This is a genomic window from Streptomyces sp. AMJ-169 (assembly GCF_055597585.1).
In genome coordinates, this window is sequence record NZ_JBVLTJ010000002.1 from 120449 (window position 1) to 136916 (window position 16468).

Annotated in this window: 10 protein-coding genes and 1 tRNA gene; 5 read left to right on the forward strand and 6 right to left on the reverse strand. The window is 70.8% G+C overall.

The window, feature by feature from the left end; all coding sequences use genetic code 11:
* The first annotated feature begins 137 nt into the window (after positions 1–137).
* The 5 genes from ACYUD3_RS05150 (at position 138) to ACYUD3_RS05170 (ending at position 5810) form a co-directional block, all read left to right on the forward strand.
* Positions 138–1208, forward strand: a complete 1071-nt coding sequence (locus ACYUD3_RS05150; RefSeq protein WP_470964304.1) for a hypothetical protein — start codon at positions 138–140, stop codon at positions 1206–1208.
* 101 nt (positions 1209–1309) lie between these two features.
* Complete coding sequence (locus ACYUD3_RS05155) at positions 1310–2056, forward strand: hypothetical protein (protein ID WP_470964307.1); 747 nt, start codon at positions 1310–1312, stop codon at positions 2054–2056.
* Between the two features lie 51 nt (positions 2057–2107).
* On the forward strand, positions 2108–3205 hold the full coding sequence (locus ACYUD3_RS05160) for a Gfo/Idh/MocA family protein (protein WP_470964310.1): 1098 nt from the start codon (positions 2108–2110) through the stop codon (positions 3203–3205).
* A gap of 38 nt (positions 3206–3243) precedes the next feature.
* Complete coding sequence (gene lat / locus ACYUD3_RS05165; RefSeq protein WP_470964314.1) at positions 3244–4542, forward strand: L-lysine 6-transaminase; 1299 nt, start codon at positions 3244–3246, stop codon at positions 4540–4542.
* 50 nt (positions 4543–4592) lie between these two features.
* Complete coding sequence (locus ACYUD3_RS05170; RefSeq protein WP_470964317.1) at positions 4593–5810, forward strand: MFS transporter; 1218 nt, start codon at positions 4593–4595, stop codon at positions 5808–5810.
* Here ACYUD3_RS05170 and ACYUD3_RS05175 read toward each other — a convergent pair.
* From ACYUD3_RS05175 to ACYUD3_RS05200, 6 genes are all read right to left on the reverse strand, one after another.
* Positions 5810–5883 (reverse strand) — tRNA-Thr (locus tag ACYUD3_RS05175). The two genes, ACYUD3_RS05170 and ACYUD3_RS05175, sit on opposite strands and share 1 nt — an antisense overlap.
* An 85-nt stretch (positions 5884–5968) precedes the next feature.
* Positions 5969–7543, reverse strand: a complete 1575-nt coding sequence (locus tag ACYUD3_RS05180; RefSeq protein WP_470964320.1) for an alpha/beta hydrolase — start codon at positions 7541–7543, stop codon at positions 5969–5971.
* Between the two features lie 263 nt (positions 7544–7806).
* The gene (locus ACYUD3_RS05185) at positions 7807–9012 is read right to left on the reverse strand and encodes a DNA polymerase III subunit delta' (protein ID WP_470964323.1); all 1206 of its coding nucleotides are present in this window, start codon (positions 9010–9012) and stop codon (positions 7807–7809) included.
* A 299-nt stretch (positions 9013–9311) separates the two neighbouring features.
* Entirely contained in the window at positions 9312–12797 is a 3486-nt protein-coding gene (gene tmk / locus ACYUD3_RS05190; RefSeq protein WP_470964326.1) for a dTMP kinase, read from the reverse strand.
* Between the two features lie 193 nt (positions 12798–12990).
* Positions 12991–15819, reverse strand: a complete 2829-nt coding sequence (gene topA, locus ACYUD3_RS05195) for a type I DNA topoisomerase (RefSeq protein ID WP_470964328.1) — start codon at positions 15817–15819, stop codon at positions 12991–12993.
* A 258-nt stretch (positions 15820–16077) separates the two neighbouring features.
* Positions 16078–16350: a hypothetical protein gene (locus ACYUD3_RS05200; protein ID WP_470964330.1), complete on the reverse strand. Its 273-nt coding sequence runs from the start codon at positions 16348–16350 to the stop codon at positions 16078–16080.
* Positions 16351–16468: the final 118 nt, after the last annotated feature.

Sequence of the window (16468 nt, forward strand, 5' to 3'; positions counted from 1 at the left end):
TGCGACTTTCAAGGATATCGTCCGGCAAGTCACTCTCGCGTCTCCCCCCACAGCAACCACGAGAGATCGGCCATATCCATGTCGCGTCATCGCAACAAAGTCACGTCGAGTAATTCGTGAACGGCGCCGGTCAGTGCATGAGAACGACCGTCGCCGACCCCGGACAAGCAGCCCTCTCCATCGAGGTCGCGGGTGACGGGCCATTCATCGTCGTCATGCGGGACGACACCTCATATTGCGCAAGAGAACTGACCCGGAACCTCGGACAGGTAACCGGCGGGGCGCACGCTCCACAGGCCGCAGTCGATTCTGTCTCGGAGAACTACCGGCTGTTCCAGGCCGATATACGAAACGCGCTGAGAAAGACGATCCACCACCCAGGAGGCGTCACTTTCCATGTGCTGGACGCTCCTTCACTGGAAAAGATCGTACGGCAGCGCGCCGGTACCGGGCCGCTGCTGAGTCTCGACCCCTTGATAGCGGAAGCGGATCACCATCTGCGGGCCTCGCGGGGGTTTCTGCTCGGCGGGGTGGAACAAGTGGGGCTCGTGCCCAGTCCGGGGTCGCCGTCTTTTCACCGGCAGATGTCCGTGCTCCCGGTCGACACCGAGTACACGCTGATCGAGGACGACATTTTCACGGGCGGCACCATCAAAGAGGTGCTGCGGATGCTGCGCCTGCTGGGTGTGCGGATAGGGCGCGTGGTGCCCGGCATCCGGCTGACCGAAGGGGCCGACGAACCGATCCCGGACGTCGTCGTCGATCCGGTGCTGCGGTACCGCATTCTGGGCGGCCACCGGAAGAAACACCCTCTGGAGATCGCCGACCCGAGGAATTTCCTGCTCGGCCTCTCCGGACTGGTGGTCCGGCTGCCCGACGGAACCTGGACACGGGCGCCCTACTGGCTGCCATTCGTGAGGGCTTCCGCGCGCATCGGGATATCCGCCGAGTGCGAAGAGGAATTCGCACTGCTGATGATGCGGGCGAACCTGGATTTCTACCGCCGGATCCAGTGCTCACTGGGTACGACCGTACGGGTGGCCGACTTTCCCGCCCCGCTGCGCGGTCTGCTGCCGGCGCTGGGATTCGCGGATCTGTCGACACCGGTGTGCACCGCGCTGGAACAGATGATGGCGCGGCTGGAGCTGCTGGCCGACGGACAGGGACCACTGAACGGCATCCCCGCGAACGCGGATTCCCTGCGATGACCGCATCCGGAATCCTGCCCCGGACGATATTCCTCGACCTCAACGGAACCCTCATCCCGTCCACCCCCGGATCCCCCCTGGACATGGCCGCTCTCCGGAAAGTGGGACAGCTGGCCCAGGAGTTGCGTGCGGCCGGATCTCTCGTGGGCCTGTGCTCCGACTCACCGCTGGAACAGCTGTGGGAGTTCGGCCGGTGCATCGGACTCGGTGAACCGGCGGAATTCCCGGTGATCGCCGAGAACGGGAACGTCACCGTGCGCGAAAGGCAAGTGAGCGTACTCACCCCGTTCGCCGCGCTGACCGAGGTCCGTTCGACGGTCTCCGCACTCGCCTCGGAATACGGGCTCCGGCAGGCGGCGGAAACCCTGGCACCGGAATTCGGCGGTGTCCGGCCGGGCCCCGGTCAGTGGGCGTTCGGCGCGGGCCGCAGGGCGTCCGTGAGCGTCTTCGGACCGCGTGACTTCCTGGCCGTCGTACGGAATAACGTGCGGGAGTGGGCCGGCAGGCGGCGTATCGAGATCGGGTTGGAAAGCAGTCCTGACGGTCTTTATCTCGGAATGCACCCGTACCGGGAGATCGCCTCGGGGAAACGGCGGACTCTGGCCATGCTGGCGGGCGCCGCACCGGAAAGCCCGCCGCGCGACGAGCTGTTGATGATCGGGAATTCCCTCGCGGACTGGGTTCCCCCGGGGCAAGGAGTCCGGTGCGCGTTCGTCGCCGATTCGACCATCGAGGACGATATCCGCGCCGCCGCCTGGCATATCTCTGAACGGCCGGACGTGTACGGGGTCATAGACACCCTGACGAAATTGACCGCTCTCGCGGCAGCCCGGACCAGCTGGATCTAGGTCACGCGCGTATCTGTTTTCCGACCTCTTCAACACCCATGGGAGTGATCAGTGTCTCGTGTTCGTCTTGGCATACTCGGGTGCGGACAGATCGCACAGCTGATGCATCTGCCTTACGCCGCTGAATTGCGTGACCGGTTCGAATTGGTGGCCCTGTGCGACCGGGCCACCGATCTCGCCGGACGGGTCGCCGCCCGCTACGGCATCGGCAAGACCTACGCGACCTTGACTGAGATGCTGGAGAACTCCCCGGAGATCGACGCCGTCCTCGTACTGAATCTCGACCACTCCGATTCGATCGGCACCGCGCTCCGGGCGGGAAAGCACGTCTTCACCGAGAAGCCGCTCGGCTATACGCTGGCGGAGACCGAAGAGGCGGTCCGGATCTCCGAGGAGACCGGCAAGATCCTCATGGTCGGCTATATGAAGCGTTATGACAGCGGGGTCCAGCGCGGCCTTGAGGAGATCCGGAAGATCTCCCGCCCGGTCATGGCGCGCGTTCATCTGGTGGTCGGCCCGCAGTACGGGAACTGGATCATCCCGGAGCTTCTGGAGATCGACCGTTCGGGAAGCCAGAATCCAGAGCGCGACGCACGCCGGGACCGGGTCCTCGACGAGTCGAAGGAAATGGACGAGGCCGCGCTGAACGCCTATATGGAGATGTTCGGCGTCTGGAGCCACGACATCAACGTCTATCGCGGCGCGTTCCCCGCCGAGCCGGTCTCGGTGAAGGCCCACACCACCCCCGACGGAAGCGCCCTGACCGCGCTGCTCCAGTACGCGGACGGATTCCAGTGCGTGTTCCAGGGCGCGAGCAATTCGGTGCACCGGTTCGAGGAGAGCCTCACCGTCTGGGGCGACGACAGGACCGTATCAATGGATATCTCGAACCCGTTTCTCCGGCACACGCCGTCGACGGTCCGGGTCTGGCGCAATGACGCCGAACCGCTGCCGGGCCACACCCGTCCCGCGGAGATCGAGGAAGTCTTCACGGGTTCCTACGAAGAGGCGTTCAAAGAGCAGTTGCGCCATTTCCACGCCTGCGTCACCTCCGCGGTACCCGCTCCGCTGACCAGTGGACGCGAGGCCCTGGAGGACACCCGTCTGATGGCCAGGATCGTGAAGGCGACGATGGCCGAGGGCCAGTAACACCCACCGAAACCCACCAGCGGAATTGAGGAGAACCGATGCCCGGAGCCGCTAAGACCACCGCGAACCCCGCCGACAGAGTTCTGGAAACGCTCCGGCGTCACGTCCTGGTGGACGGTCCCGACCTCGTCGTCGACCTGGAGCGCAGCCACGGATCGACACTCGTCGACGCCCGTTCCGGAGACGAATACCTCGACCTGGTCGCCTTCTTCGGATCGCTGCCGCTCGGCATGAACCACCCGGGCATGTCCCGGAATCCGGACTTCATGGCGAACCTGGGCCGGGCGGCGCTGCACAAGGTGGCCAACACCGGTTTCTACACCGCCGAATACGCCCGTTTCGTCGAGACCTTCACCCGCGTCCTCGGCGACCCGGAACTGCCGCGCATGTTCTTCATCGACGGCGGCACCCTGGCCGTCGAGAACGCTCTGAAAGTCGCCTTCGACTGGAAAGCGCAGCGGACCGGCGCGGGCGACGGCCGGGAACTCAAGGTCATGCATGTGACCGGGGCGTTCCACGGCTGTTCCGGCTACTCCATGAGCCTGACGAACATAGGCGACACGAAAGTCACCGACCTCTACCCCAAGTGGGACTGGCCGCGTATCGACCTGCCGGAGACGGATTCGGCCCGCCAGGCGCTGCGGGCGGCCCGTGAGATATTCGAGCGACAGGGCGACGACATCGCGTGCTTCATCGCCGAGCCCATCCTCGGCTCGGGCGGCGACATCCACCTCAGCGGCGAATTCCTCACCGGAATGCAGAAACTCTGCCAGGAGTACGACGCCCTGTTCGTCCTGGACGAGGTGCAGACCGGCTGCGGCTCCTCCGGAACCCCGTGGGTCTATCAGCAACTCGGCCTGGAACCGGACATCGTGGCGTTCGGGAAGCGGACGCAGGTGTGCGGCATCATGGCCGGCCGCCGCGTCGATCTCGTACCCGACAACGCCCTCGTGGTCTCCGCTCGGCTCGGTTCCACCTGGGGCGGGAATCTGGCCGACATGGTCAGGACGACGCGGGTCCTGGAAATCGTCGAGGACGAGGGCCTCGTCCAAGGCGCGGCCGAAAAGGGAAAGCACCTGCTGACCCAACTCCAGGCGCTTTCCGACCTGTTCCCGGAACTCCTGACGAACGTGCGCGGGCGGGGCCTGATCTGCGCCTTCGACCTCCCGTCCGCCGAGATCCGGGAAAAGGTCCTGGAGCGGCTGCACAAGGACGAGAACACCTTGCTGCGGGCGAGCGGCGCCCGCAGCATCCGGCTCCGCCCGTCCCTGGCCGTGACGACCGTCGACCTGGACCGGGGAATAGCGGCGATCAGCCGTGTACTGGAAGGCATTTAGCACCCCGACAGAGAACCCTCGGCAAAGAAGCCCTTCCGGGCGGAGGAAGAATGAATGACGCGGTTCGCAAAGTACTGGGCTCGGACATACCTGTCCCCGCGCGCTGGCCGCTGACCGCGATCGCCACGAATTTCGCCGCGCTGTCCGTTTTCATGACGTTTTTCGGAACCTGGCTCGTCGGCCCTCTCAAGGCCACGGCCGGCCAGGCCTCCGCCGCGTTCATGCTGGCCGGCGCGGCGGGAATGGCCGGCGGCTACCTGGGCGGCCGGCTGACGGACCGGCTCGGCCCGCGTCCCGTGGCACTCACCGGCTCGTCCCTCCAAGTCGCCTGCGCCGCAGCCCTGTTGCTGCCCTCGCTCGGCGTCTGGTCCGCAGGCGCGGTGCTGGTGGCCATGACCTTCCTCCAGCCACTGCGCAACGTCGCCCAGCGCATCGCCCTCGCGGACTGCGTCCCGGAAGGGGAGCGCGAGGGGGTGTTCGCCGCGTACCGGCTCGTCGTCAGCGTCGGCACCCTGACCGGCCCGCTGCTGGGCTCCGGGCTGGTGGGGGTCGGCTGGTGGGCGCTGCATCTGGAGGTCGTGGGGATCTGTCTGGTCTCGCTGGCCTGCGTCCTGCGCCTGCCGCCGGCGGCGAAGGCACGCGGCGGGCCCCGCAAGGACGGCCGCTTCTCCGCTGTCCTCGGCGACGTACGCCTCTACGGCCTGCTGCTGGCGACCACCGCCGCCTGGACCATCGTCTATACGTACGAGACGGTCCTGCCGATCGTCCTCACGCAGTCCCACGGGCTGGCCCCCTCCGACTGGGGCCGGATCTACGCGCTGGGCCCGGCCCTGGTCGTCCTCTTCCAACTGCGCATCGCCCGCTGGATCTCCGCCGCCTCCCCCACGTCCCGCCTCATGGCCGGGACCGTCCTCATGGGCGCGGCCTTCCTGACGCTCACGGTCCGGGCGACGCTGACGGCGGTGCTCGTCCTGACGGTGGCGTTCATCCTCGGCAACATGATCTGGGGCCCGGCGAGCGAACAGGCGGCCCTCCGCCTGGCCCCCGAGGGCGAGGCGGGCGTCTACCTGGGCATCGCGTCCTCATCCATCTGGCTGGGCAGCGCCCTGGCCCCCGGCCTGGGCCTCCCCCTACGCGAACACTTCGGCGACACCGCCCTCTGGACCGCCGTCCTGGCAACGGCCCTGCTGTCCGCCGCGAGCTACCTCTTGACGAACGTCAACAGAAAAGAGGCCAGGTCACTGGGGGGTGACCTGGCCTCTGATTGAGCCGCTTTCGGGATTCGAACCCGAGACCTACGCATTACGAGTGCGTTGCTCTGGCCATCTGAGCTAAAGCGGCGACTCTGCCTGCACCGGAGTGCGATCGGCAACGGAAGCAAGTTTACACAGTCCCGGAGCCTCCTCCGACCACCCCCGCTCCAGGCCTACGAGCAGCGCTTTCCGTTCGGTGGGACGGTGTCGTGGAGGAGGTAGGCGTCGATCGCCTTGTCGATGCACGCGCTGCCCCGCCCGTACGCCGTGTGGCCGTCGCCGTCGTAGGTGAGCAGCCGCGCGGAGGAGAGCTGGGCGGCTAGGGACTTGGCCCAGGGGTAGGGGGTCGCGGGGTCGCGGGTGGTGCCGACCACCAGGATGGGGGCGGCGCCCTTCGCGGTGATGCGGTGCGGCTCGCCGGTCGGCCGTACCGGCCAGTCCGCGCAGTTCAGGCCCGCCCACGCCATGCCGGCGCCGAAGACGGGGGACGCCTTCTCGAAGGCGGGGAGTTCGGCGCGGACCTGCTCGGGGGTGGTGAACGCGGGCGGGAGGTCGAGACAGTTCACGGCCGCGTTGGCGAACATCAGATTGCCGTACCGGCCCTTGGAGTCCCGCTCGTAGTAGCTGTCCGCGAGGACGAGCAGGCCCGCGCCGTCGTTCTCCTTCATCGCCGAGTGCAGCGCCTCCCGCAGCCGCTCCCACGCGCTCTCGTCGTACATCGCCGCGATCACGCCCGTCGTGCCGAGCGCCTCGCCCAGCTTGCGGCCGTCGGCGTCGCCGGTGGGGATCGGGTGGGCGTCGAGGCGCCTGAAGAACGCCTTCAGGGTCGTGCCGACGGCGGCCGGCGTGCTCGCGGGGCAGTCGGAGTGCCGTACGCAGTCCTTCGCGAAGGACTGGAACGCCGTCTCGAAGCCGGCCGTCTGGTCGAGGTTCATGCGGCGCGCGGGCAGCGAGGGGTCCATCGCGCCGTCCAGGACGAGCCTGCCGACCCGGTCGGGGAAGAGCCCGGCGTACGTCGCGCCGAGGAACGTCCCGTACGACGCCCCCACGTACGTCAGCTTCCGGTCGCCCAGGACCGCGCGGGCGATGTCCATGTCCCGCGCGGCCTCGACCGTCGACACGTGCCGCAGCAGCCTGGGCGCGGCGGCGCCGCAGCCCTCCGCGAACTTCTTGTAGGCGCCGACCAGTTGAGCCGTCTCCCGGTCGTCGTCCGGGGTGACGTCGGTCTGCGTGAACGCGTCCATCTGCCGGTTGTCCAGGCATACGATCGGCTCGCTGCGGGCCACTCCGCGCGGGTCGACGCCGACCATGTCGTACCGCGCCCGTACCTCCGCCGGGTAGCCGAGCCCCGCGTACTGCTGGAGATAGCCGACCGCCGAACCGCCGGGCCCGCCCGGGTTCACCAGCAGCGACCCCAGCCGCTTCCCCGGGCCCTTCGCCTTCACCCGCGACACCGCCAGCCGTACGTCCCCGCCCGTCGGCTTCGCGTAGTCCAGCGGCACCTTGAGCGTGGCGCACTCGAACCCGGGGACCCCGCAGGCCCGCCAGCCGAGCCGCTGCGCGTAGTACGACGCCAGCGCCTCCGGCGTCGCCCGGGGCAGCGCCACCAGCGCGACCCGCGACCCGTCCGCCACCGGCCCGCCCGACACGGCCCCGCCCGGCGAACAGGCCCCCAGGAAGAGGGCCGCGGCGGAGAGGGCGGCTGCCGCGAGACGAGGGGGGCGGGGGGTGCGGGAGTTGGGTCGCATTCGGCGAGAGTAACGCTGAGAGATGGCCTGTGTGCGCTGAGTAGACCATCTGCCACGTACGAGTGAGCTTTACGTCAACTCCGCGCCTACGCCGTCAACTCCACGCCCGCTCCACGGAGTCGGCCGCTGTCCCGTTGACTCGGCAGGCCTCCCGGAGTGACGGCTCTCCCAAGGGCGCCACCTTCAGAGGGCCGCCGCCGCAAGAGACCGCCCCTCAAGAGCGCCCCCTTCAAAGAGCCGCCCCTCAAGAGCGCTGCCCCCGACTACCCCGCCCGCAAAGCCATCGTCATCGCCTCCACCGCCAGCAGCGGCGCCACATTCCGGTCCAGCGCCACCCTGCACGCCGAGATCGCCTCGATCCTCCGCAGCGTCCCCTCGGGACTCCCGCCCCGCGCCAGCCGCTCCAGCGTGTCCTCGAGGTCCGCGTTGGCGATGGCGACCCGCGAGCCCAGCTGGAGCGCCAGCACATCCCGGTAGAACCCGGTGAGATCGCTGAGCGCGAGGTCGAGACTGTCCCGCTGGGTCCGGGTCCGCCGCCGCTTCTGCTTGTCCTCCAGGTCCTTCATCACCCCCGCCGTACCGCGCGGCATCCGCCCGCCCTGGACCGCCCCCATCGCCGCCTTCAGCTCCTCCGTCTCCTTCCCGTCGACCTCCTCCGCCAGCACCTTCGCGTCCTCGGCCGCCGCGTCGACCAGCTCCTGCGCGGCCCGCAGCGCGCCCCCGATGTCCTCGACCCGCAGCGGCAGCTTCAGCACGGCCGTACGCCGCTCCCGGGCCGCCGGGTCGGTCGCGAGACGGCGGGCCCGGTCGACGTGGCCCTGCGTGGCGCGCGCGACGGCGGCGGCGACGGCCGGCTCGATGCCCTCGCGCCGGACCAGCATGTCGGCGACGGCGTCGACGGACGGCGTACTCAGGTTCAGATGCCGGCAGCGCGAGCGGATCGTCGGCAGCACGTCCTCCAGCGACGGCGCGCACAGCAGCCAGACCGTGCGCGGCGCGGGCTCCTCGACCGCCTTGAGGACCGCGTTGGCCGACTTCTCGTTCAGCCGCTCGGCGTCCTCGACGAGGATGACCTGCCAGCGGCCGTTCGCCGGGGACGTGAACGACTTGCGGACGGTGTCCCTCATGTCGTCGGCGAGGATCTGCGTGCCGACGGCGGCCACCGTCGTCACGTCGGCGTGCGTCCCGATCAGCGCCGTGTGGCAGCCGTCGCAGAACCCGCAGCCGGGCGCGCCCGCGAGCGCCCGGTCCGGGCTGACGCACTGGAGGGCCGCCGCGAAGGCCCGCGCGGTCTGCGTACGACCGGCTCCCGGCGGTCCCGTGAACAGCCAGGCGTGCGTCATCTTGGACGCCTCGGGCGGCGTACCCCCGGTCTGCGCGGCGGTGACGAACGCGTCCGCGTCCCGGGCCGCCGCCCCCAGCTGCCCGCTCACCCTCTCCTGCCCGACCAGGTCATCCCACACGCTCATGCCGCACCCCGCCTTCCCGTCCCACCGGCTGCCTCCACGGCCGCCTCCGTCCGACTGCCTCCATTGTGGGGGCCACCACTGACAACGCCTCCCACCTGCCCAAACGAAACGGCACCCGCCGAGATCCGACGAGCGCCGCTCCGTTTTACGACAACATCCGGTCCGAGCCGGTCTCCGGCGGCCTGAGCCTCGGGACTGCGTCAGCTTCCGGTCCGAGCCGATCTCCGGCCCGCATCAGCTCCCGGCTACGTCAGCTCCGGTCCGAGCCGATCTCCGGCCCGCGCCAGCTCCCGGCACCCTCAGCGCCGCCGCCCCCGCCCCTGCCCGAACCCGTCCTCGTCCCCCCGGGGACCGAGCAACTCGTCGGCCAGTGACGGCAGATCGTCCAGCGGTGTCTCCTCGGCCCAGTCCGAACGGGGCCGCCGCCTGGGCGTCCCGTCCTCGCCGACCTGCGGCAGCTCCCGCGTGTTCGCCTCGGAGCCGTCCGGCCGGGGAGCCTCGTCCCGGAAGAACCCGGGCGGCACCCGGTCGACGGGCTTCTCGCCGGGGACGGGCGGGAGCACGGCGGTCTCGGCGGCGTCCGCGCTGGTGTTCCGGACCGGCGGGAGCACTGCCGTCTCAGCGGCGTCGGGGCCTGCGTCCCGCACGGGCGGCAGCACGGCCGTCTCGGCGGCGGCGTCCGCGCCCGCGCCCTTGGCGGCCCACGAAGGGCGCGCCCCGGGCTGCGGCAGTTCGGCGGTCACCTCGGTGTCCCCGGAAGCGGAAGCAGAACCGGAGCCGAAGCCGGAACCGGAACCAGAGCCGGAGCCCGCCCCAGCCCCCTTGGCCCCCGTGCCCCGCGCACCCCGAGCGACCTCCCCGGCATCCCCCTTCGCCACCCCCACCGACGGCAACACAGCCGTCTCATCAGCCGCCCGCCCCCGCGCAGCCTCCTCCGGCGTCACCACCGGAGTCGGCACGGTCACCTCCTCAGTGGCCGCAGCCTTACGCTCCGCCCGCGCGGTGCCCCAGCTGACCCGGGGCCCCTCGTCGCCGACGGCCGGCTCGGGCCACGTCACACCACCGGCGGCCGAAGCCGCGGAAGGCGCCGAGCCTGCGGCGGTCGGCCATGTCACGGCCGTCCCCCTGGGCGGCGTCTTCGGCCCCGCGGCGGCTGCCGCAGCCGCCTCCTCGGCGGCCCGGCGCGCCTGCTCGGCCCGCAGCAGCGCCTCCTCGGCCTTGCGCTGCTTCTCCAGGCGCAGCGCCTCGGCCTCGGCGCGCAGCCGGGCCTCCTCCTCGGCCTGCTTGCGCAAACGCTCCTGCTCGGCCGCGCGGCGGGCCTCCTCCTCCGCGCGGGCCTTCTCCTCGGCGAGCAGCCGGGCCCGCTCCTCCTCGGCCCGCTTGCGCGCCTCCTCCGCGCGCTGACGGGCCTCCTCGGCCTGCCGCTCGGCCTCACGGCGCTGAGCCTCCTCCAGCTCGCGCCGCTTGCGCTCCTCCTCCTCGGCGCGCAGCTTGGCGAGCTGCTCCTGGCGCTCGCGCTCCAGGCGCTCCTCCTCGGCCTTGCGCGCGGCCTCTTCCTCCGCCTTGCGCCGGGCCTCCTCCTCGGCCTGCCTGCGCGCCTCCTCCTGGGCCTTGATCTCGGCCTCGGAGAGCGGCAGCAGCTGGTCGAGGCGGTGGCGGATGACAGTGGTGACGGACTCGGGCTCCTGTCCGGCGTCGACGACCAGGTAGCGCCCGGGGTCGGCGGCGGCGAGGGTGAGGAAACCGGAGCGCACGCGCGCGTGGAACTCCGCCGGCTCCGACTCCAGCCGGTCCGGCGCCTCCGTGAACCGCTCCCGCGCGGTCTCCGGCGAGACGTCCAGCAGCACCGTCAGATGCGGCACCAGGCCGTCCGTCGCCCACCGCGAGATCCGCGCGATCTCCACCGGCGACAGGTCGCGCCCGGCGCCCTGGTAGGCGACGGAGGAGTCGACGTACCGGTCGGTGATGACGATCGCGCCGCGCTCCAGGGCGGGGCGTACGACGGTGTCGACGTGCTCCGCGCGGTCGGCGGCGTACAGCAGCGCCTCCGCGCGGTGGGACAGTCCCGCCGAGGAGACGTCCAGCAGGATCGAGCGCAGCCGCTTGCCGACCGGGGTCGCGCCGGGCTCGCGGGTGAGGACGACCTCGTGTCCCTTGGCCCTTATCCACTCCGCCAGCGCCTCGGCCTGCGTGGACTTGCCCGCGCCGTCGCCGCCCTCCAGGGCGATGAAGAACCCGGTCGTCGAAGGAGCCGTCTCGGGCTCGGCGCCGCCCAGGAGCGCGTCGCGCAGGTCGCGCCGCAGCGGTACGCCGGAGCGGTCGTCGACCTTGGCGAGCACCAGCGCGGCCACCGGCAGCAGCAGCGCGCCGACCAGCATCAGCGTGAACGCCGCGCCCCCGTGCGCGAACACGAACCGCCCGCTGACCAGCCGGTGCGGCCCGATCAGGCCGGCCAGCAGCGGGGTCACCAGGGCCCCGAGGCCGACGAAGACCCGTACGACCGCGTGGAGGTGTTCCGTGGTCCGCGCGCGGCGCTGGTCCCCGGTCTCCTGGTCGAGCAGCGCGTGCCCGGTGTTCGCGGCCACGCCCGCGCCGACGCCCGCGACGGCGGCGAGCAGCAGGACGGTCGCGACGTCCGGGACGAGCCCGGCGGCCAGCAGCGCCACCCCGGTCAGCGCGATGGCCAGCGCCAGCAGCCGCCGCCGCGACAGCGCGGGCAGCAGCTTCGGCGCCGTCCGGATCCCGGCGCCGACCCCGCCGCTCAGCCCCAGCACCAGCAGCCCGTACGCCACCGGCCCGCCGCCCAGGTCGTGCGCGTGCAGAACGGATACGGCGACGGCGGCGGCGACGGCTCCCGCGACGGCCCCGCAGGCCAGGACCAGCAGCGGGATCGCGCCCGTACGGCCGGCCTCGGGACCCGCACCGGCGCTCGCGCGCGGGCGGCGCAGTCCCTCAAGCGGCGACCTCGCGCGCGGGGTGCGCGTTTGCGGCAATTCCAGCGCCGAAACGATCGAAAGCGAAGCGGCGAACAGTCCCGCCGCGACATACGACGGCAGCGCCGCCTGGTGCTGGTCGAACCAGTCGATCCCGGTCCCCAGCAGGTTGTTGACCAGAGCCGCCGCCACCAGCACGGCCCCGCCCAGCGGGATCGCCGCGAACCCCGTCCGCAGCGACAGCCGCCGCAGCGCGTCCAGGTGATCCGGCAGCGGCCGTACGGTCGCCCCCTCCGGCGGCGGCGCCGGCAGCAGCGCGGGCGCGGCGCTCTCCCGTACGACGGTCCAGACCCGCTCGGCGCCGCCCGTCACCAGGACGGTCACCAGCAGGAGCAGCAGCGCGTCGCCCGGCGTCCAGTCGATCCACAGGGGCGCGACGATCAGCGCCAGCGCCCGCAGTCCGTCGGCGCCGACCATCGTCCAGCGCCGGTCGAGCGGGCCGTCAGGGGACGTGAGAGAGGTGAGCGGCCCCAGGAGGACCGCCCCGAAGAGCAAAGTGGCGAGAATGCGCACCCCGAGGGCGGCGGTCACCGCCAGCGCGGCCCCGCGGTATCCCCCGCCGAAGGCGTCCTGGGCGACGGCGGCCTGGAACACGAGGAAGACGAGGACGAGGAACGCGAGCGCGTCCCCGACCCCGCCCACGAGCTGTGCGCCCCACAGCCGCTTCAGCTGCGGCTGCCGCAGCAGCGCCCGGACGGCCCGCTCCCGGGAGTCCACCACCAGGGCACTGTCCGCCCCCGAGGAACCACCCACCCCCGCCTCGACCCCCACCGGCTGCTCACGTCGCGTCATGCTTTCAGCCTATCCGCCCCCACCGACACCCCACCCCGCCGAAGAGACGGCCCCACAAAAACTCCGCAGGACAGAGATGCAGGACAGAGACGGGAGGGAGACGAGGTCAGGGGCGCGGGGCTGTATCGATTTGCGGCCCCGCCGCGCGGACGCGACCAGCCACATCAGCACCCGCAAACCCCCCAGCAGCCCCTCAGTCCTCCGAAGCCGGCTTAGCAGCAGCCTTCTTAGCCACAGCAGTCGTCTTCTTGGCAACCGTCTTCTTGGCCGCAGCCGCCTTCTTGGCGGGAGCCTTCTTCGCCGGCGCCTTCTTGGCCGTCTTCTTGGCAGGAGCCTTCGCCCGCTTCTCCGCGAGGAGTTCATACCCGCGCTCGGGAGTGATCTCCTCCACGCTGTCCCCGGACCGAAGCGTCGCGTTGGTCTCCCCGTCGGTCACATACGGCCCGAACCGCCCGTCCTTGACGACGACGGGCTTGCCGCTGACCGGATCGGCACCGAGCTCCTTGAGCGGCGGCTTGGCGGCGGCACGCCCCCTCTGCTTCGGCTGGGAGTAGATCTCCAGCGCCTCTTCGAGGGTGATCGTGAACAGCTGATCCTCGGTCTGGAGCGACCGCGAGTCCGTGCCCTTCTTGAGATAGGGCCCGTACCGCCCGTTCTGCGCGGTGATCTCGACCCCTTCGGCATCGGCACCGACCACGCGCGGGAGCGACATCAGCCGCAGCGCGTCCTCAAGGGTGACGGTGTCCAGGGCCATCGACTTGAACAGCGAGGCCGTACGCGGCTTCACGGCGTTCTTGCCGGTCTTCGGCGTCCCCTCGGGCAGCACCTCGGTGACGTACGGCCCGTACCGCCCGTCCCTGGCGATGATCTGGTTCCCGGAGACGGGGTCGGCGCCGAGCTCGAAGTCGCCGCTGGGCTTGGCCAGCAGCTCCTCGGCCAGCTCGACGGTGAGCTCGTCGGGCGCGAGGTCCTCGGGGATGTCGGCGCGCTGATGCCCCTCGGAGTCCTTCTCGCCGCGCTCGATGTAGGGCCCGTACCGCCCGACGCGCAGGACGATGCCGTCCCCGACGGGGAACGACGACACCTCGCGGGCGTCGATCGCGCCGAGGTCGGTGACGAGCTCCTTGAGCCCGCCGAGGTGGTCCCCGTCGCCGTTGCCCGCGTCGGCGGCGCCGCCCGCGTCGCCGGAGCCCTCGCCGAAGTAGAACCGCTTGAGCCACGGCACGGACTGCGCCTCACCGCGCGCGATGCGGTCGAGGTCGTCCTCCATCCTGGCGGTGAAGTCGTAGTCGACGAGCCGCCCGAAGTGCTTCTCCAGGAGGTTGACGACGGCGAAGGAGAGGAACGACGGGACGAGCGCGGTGCCCTTCTTGAAGACGTAGCCGCGGTCGAGGATGGTCCCGATGATCGAGGCGTACGTCGACGGGCGGCCGATCTCGCGCTCTTCCAGCTCCTTGACGAGGGACGCCTCGGTGTAGCGGGCCGGGGGCTTGGTGGCGTGCCCGTCGACGGTGATCTCCTCGGCGGCGAGCGCGTCGCCCTCGGAGACCTGGGGCAGCCGCCGCTCGCGGTCGTCCAGCTCGGCGTTGGGGTCGTCGGCGCCCTCGACGTAGGCCTTGAGGAAGCCGTGGAACGTGATCGTCTTGCCGGAGGCGCTGAACTCGACGTCGCGGCCGTCGGCGGCGGTGCCGCCGATCTTGACGGTGACGCTGTTGCCGGTGGCGTCCTTCATCTGGGAGGCGACGGTCCGCTTCCAGATCAGCTCGTAGAGCCGGAACTGGTCGCCGGTGAGGCCGGTCTCGGCGGGGGTGCGGAAACGGTCACCCGACGGGCGGATGGCCTCGTGCGCCTCCTGCGCGTTCTTGACCTTGCCGGCGTACGTGCGCGGGGCGGAGGGCAGGTAGTCGGCGCCGTACAGCTGCGTCACCTGGGCGCGCGCGGCGGTGACCGCGGTGTCGCTCAGGGTCGTCGAGTCCGTACGCATGTAGGTGATGTAGCCGTTCTCGTACAGCTTCTGGGCCACCTGCATGGTCGCCTTCGCGCCGAAGCCGAGCTTGCGGCTGGCCTCCTGCTGGAGCGTCGTCGTACGGAAGGGGGCGTACGGGGAGCGGCGGTACGGCTTGGACTCGACCGAGCGGACGGCGAAGTCGGTGCCGGCGAGGGCGGCGGCCAGGGCGCGGGCGTTCGCCTCGTCGAGGTGGAGGATCTGCTCGCTCTTGAGTTGTCCCAGGGAGTCGAAGTCGCGGCCCTGCGCGACCCGCCTGCCGTCGACGGTCTGGAGGCGGGCGACCAGCGACGACGGGTCCGACGAGTCCCCGGCGCGGCCGGATGGGGGTCCCCCCGCTCGAGCGAAGCCGAGAGTGGGGGAGAAGGTCCCCGTCAGGTCCCAGTACTCAGCAGAACGAAAAGCGATCCGCTCGCGTTCCCGCTCGACGACAAGTCGTGTCGCGACCGACTGGACGCGGCCCGCCGACAGCCTCGGCATGACCTTCTTCCACAGGACCGGCGAGACCTCGTAGCCGTAGAGGCGGTCGAGGATGCGGCGGGTCTCCTGGGCGTCGACGAGCTTCTGGTTGAGCTGGCGGGGGTTGGCGACGGCCGCGCGGATCGCGTCCTTGGTGATCTCGTGGAAGACCATCCGCTTGACGGGGATCTTCGGCTTGAGGACCTCCTGGAGGTGCCAGGCGATCGCCTCGCCCTCGCGGTCCTCATCGGTGGCCAGGAAGAGTTCGTCGGAGTCCTTGAGGAGGTCCTTGAGCTTCTTGACCTGCGCCTTCTTGTCGGCGTTGATCACATAGACGGGCTGGAAGTCGTGTTCGACGTCCACGCCGAGCCGGCGCACCTCACCGGTGTACTTCTCCGGCACCTCGGCGGCGCCGTTCGGAAGGTCTCGGATGTGCCCGACGCTGGCCTCGACGACATAGCCGGGGCCGAGATAGCCCTTGATCGTCTTCGCCTTGGCGGGCGACTCGACGATGACGAGTCGCCTGCCGCCCTTCGCGGTCTCGCTGGTCGGGGACAACTTCGCTCTTCTCTCCGGTCGACGCTGGGGCCTCCCCAGGCGTTCGTCCCGGGGGCACAGTCATGGTGACGCTGCGGAGTGTGACGGTACATCCCGCCCCCGTGTCAAACGGGAAAAGCCCGCAACGGCCACTCGAACGGTAACCCGACTACCGCCATTCCTGCCGCCCGGAGTGGCGACCGACGGTTTTCCGACGCCCGGCGCCATGCCGTCCGACGTGCCGCTACGGCGTTCCCGCGCGGGTTGTCCGCCGGGTTCTCAGACCTGTGTGACGCACCACGCGGAGGCGGCGAGCGCCCCTAGGGCGACGACGGCGGCGAACGGGGCGGAGACCCCCTGACGCACTCCCAGGGCCACCGGCCGCCGGCCGCGCACCCTGACCGCCGTCCACCCCAGCAGTCCGCCCCCGAACAGCGCGAACACCACTCCCGCGAAGATCGCCGGCCCGCTCTCCATGTCCGTCCGCGCCCCCTCGTCGTCGCCCCGCGCGGGTGCGTCTCCCGCGCGCCCGCCACGCCTCCCGGCGACCATGCCACCCCCGCGCGGCGCCCCGGCGAACCTGAGGTGAACGCCCTGCCTCACCCGTTACCGGCCCTCCCGCGCGCGGGCGCTTTCCGGCCGACTTCCCGCAAGCCCGGGGGACGCCCGG